The sequence below is a fragment of the Proteus myxofaciens ATCC 19692 genome (assembly GCF_001654855.1).
GTDB classification, from domain to species: domain Bacteria; phylum Pseudomonadota; class Gammaproteobacteria; order Enterobacterales; family Enterobacteriaceae; genus Proteus; species Proteus myxofaciens.
This window is the reverse complement of sequence record NZ_LXEN01000161.1, coordinates 1-2593: the sequence shown is the minus strand read 5'-3', so window position 1 is coordinate 2593 and position 2593 is coordinate 1. Positions and strand designations below refer to the sequence as shown.

General features: G+C 37.5%; 2 protein-coding genes and 1 pseudogene. All 3 read right to left on the bottom strand.

The features are described from left to right. Positions 1-382 (bottom strand): annotated as a pseudogene (locus tag M983_RS16300) (DUF418 domain-containing protein YeiB); the annotation flags it as partial. A 14-nt stretch (positions 383-396) separates the two neighbouring features. Beyond that, positions 397-1056, bottom strand: a complete 660-nt coding sequence (gene folE, locus M983_RS16295) for a GTP cyclohydrolase I FolE (protein ID WP_066753503.1) — start codon at positions 1054-1056, stop codon at positions 397-399. Between the two features lie 132 nt (positions 1057-1188). Further along, positions 1189-2364 carry a YbfB/YjiJ family MFS transporter gene (locus M983_RS16290; protein WP_066753494.1) on the bottom strand — a complete coding sequence of 392 codons (1176 nt, stop codon included), beginning with the start codon at positions 2362-2364 and terminating at the stop codon, positions 1189-1191. Positions 2365-2593 lie beyond the last annotated feature (229 nt).

The following is a 2593-nucleotide window of genomic DNA, read 5'->3' as shown; positions in this document are numbered from 1 at the left end:
GAATAAAAAAAAGAGAAAATAAACCACACACACTATAAGGAAAAAGAATATCACCTTCCCAAATAAATAGAGAATGGCAAATACCTATTAAGGTGAGGATTGCTAAGCGCGATATATTCCACGCCTTACTTCTTGATGAAAGTAAATAAAGTGTACCACCAAAAAGAAGCGCAAAAATAAAAAGGAATTTTCCTTGGGCAAATAAATTCAATAACATCCATGTTATTCGCTCACTGAAAGAAGCCTCACCAGAATGCAGTGGATTAAATGAGGCAACTCTTAATAATGCAAAACCAGAAATATTAAGTAATAAAATGCCAAGAATAGCGATTCCTCTCAACGCATCCAAAGCCTCAATACGTTGATGTGAAGAATTATCCATCAAATCTGTATTTTTTAAGGATGACGAATAGCGCGTAAAAACTCCTGGCGAGTATTCTGGCTCGATTTAAATAATCCACCTAAAGAAGTTGTTGCTGTTGCACTATTAGCATCACGAATACCTCGTGCTTTTACGCAGTAATGTACTGCATCAATAGAAACAGCGACATTTTTTGTGCCTAATAATACTTGCAAAGCAATAAGGATTTGCTGAGTTAAACGCTCTTGCACTTGAGGGCGCTGAGCAAAAAATTGCACAATACGATTTATCTTTGATAAACCAATCACTTTATCTTTAGGAATATAAGCAACGGTTGCTTTTCCATCAATCGTCACAAAATGGTGTTCACAGGTACTAGTTAATGTAATATCGCGAACAGTCACCATTTCATCAACTTGCATTTTATTGTCGATGAGTGTGATTTTAGGAAAGTTGTGATAATCCAAACCTGAGAAAATTTCACCCACATACATTTTTGCAATGCGTTTAGGTGTTTCCATTAAGCTGTCATCACTGAGATCAAGATTTAGCAGCTTCATCACTTCGGTCATGTGATGTTCTATTTGTTGTTTACTCTCGCTAGGCGATAATTGAGGCTCACGAAGAGGCGTTTCTAAACCGTGTTCCACTAACGCAGCATGTACGTCTTGCGCCTCTTTACTTAATGATGACATTAGATTCTCCGATAAATACATTTAATCCATTCCGCTATCCGCGAAGATAACTTACACTTTAGATGAGCTCAATCACATTATCCAGCAATACAGTATTTTTAGTTATGAAATTATTACATTTTTGTATGCTTTTTATGCCTTAGTACACTTTTTCTCATTTATACACACCAAAAAGCCACCGGCTATCAACACAATAAAAGCAATATATAATGCAGGCTCTAGCTTTCCTGTTAAAGCCGTTGAAAGTGATGAAATAATAGGCCCTACTAATTGACCAATAGCATAAAAAGTAGTGAGTAATCCTGCCATATAACGCCCATGATTAGGTGCTAATTCTTTACCTCGTAAAAAAGCTAATTGCACAGCGCACATCAATCCCCCACCGACTAAGAAAGCACCTAGCGCTAATCCTGCAATCGTTGGCACACACTGGGCTATAATAATGCCTAATGCCTGTAACCAAAGTGTGATAGCTAAACGCCACTGCGTATTTAAAAACTGACGAGTTAATATAGCAATACCGATACAAAGTGCTGCTGATGCACCAAAAACAGGCCACACAAATTGAGCAATTAAGCTACCAGGAAAGCGTTCTGCAGCCATTTGAGAAAGAAAAGTAGCAGGTAAAATATAGCCAAAACCTGCAAAGGTATAACCCCAAACTAATTTTTTCATAGCAGGCGTTAATATTAAAGGTTCAGCCACAACTTCATCACGTGCCATTGCCCAGGGTTTGGGTAAATGATAACTAACATAAATTGCACAAATAAAAGCAAGTGTCCCATAAATTAGCCAACCAGCCATTGCACTTAATTGCCATTTCATAATCAACACTGCCAGTATGCCACTAACAAAAATACCGATACCCGTTCCTGCATAAACAGCTAAACTCAACGCAGGACGATTTAAACGAGCCAGTAGTTCATTAGCCCATGATGCCACCAGCACTAATGTCCAACCACTTGCCCATCCTATAAAAAAGCGCGCAATGCTATGTGTATAAGCATCATTTAAAAACGCAGATAACAGAGTAATGATAACGGCGCCCCATAATCCTCCCCATAATCGATATCCCACACCTTTTACAGCTTTCATTGCATCATAAGAGCCTGCGAGATAACCAAGATAGTTAAAGGCGGCAACAATACTGGCACTCGTCAGTGTTAATTGGTGTTCCGCTATCATTAAAGGCACTTGTGGCGTGAAAGTAAAACGCCCTATCCCCATTGCAACAACTAATGCCAAAAACCCACTAAAAGCAATATGAAAAGCTTGTGCAGAATGACTTTGTTGATTTGGACTATTCATAAATATCCACTAGATTGATTTAATTAAGTGTGGTGCTGTGATTATGTTTTATAACATAATTATTAACATATTAATCTCGTTCTATTAACATTTTAAGCTAGCGTTATATTTATTTTTAACCTGTAGATGATCTCTAACATGATGACGCGCATCGTGGTAGATTAATATGATGCAATAAAACAGAACTGTTCTAAGTATTTTGGAGTTTATAATGAGTCAATGTCACGTT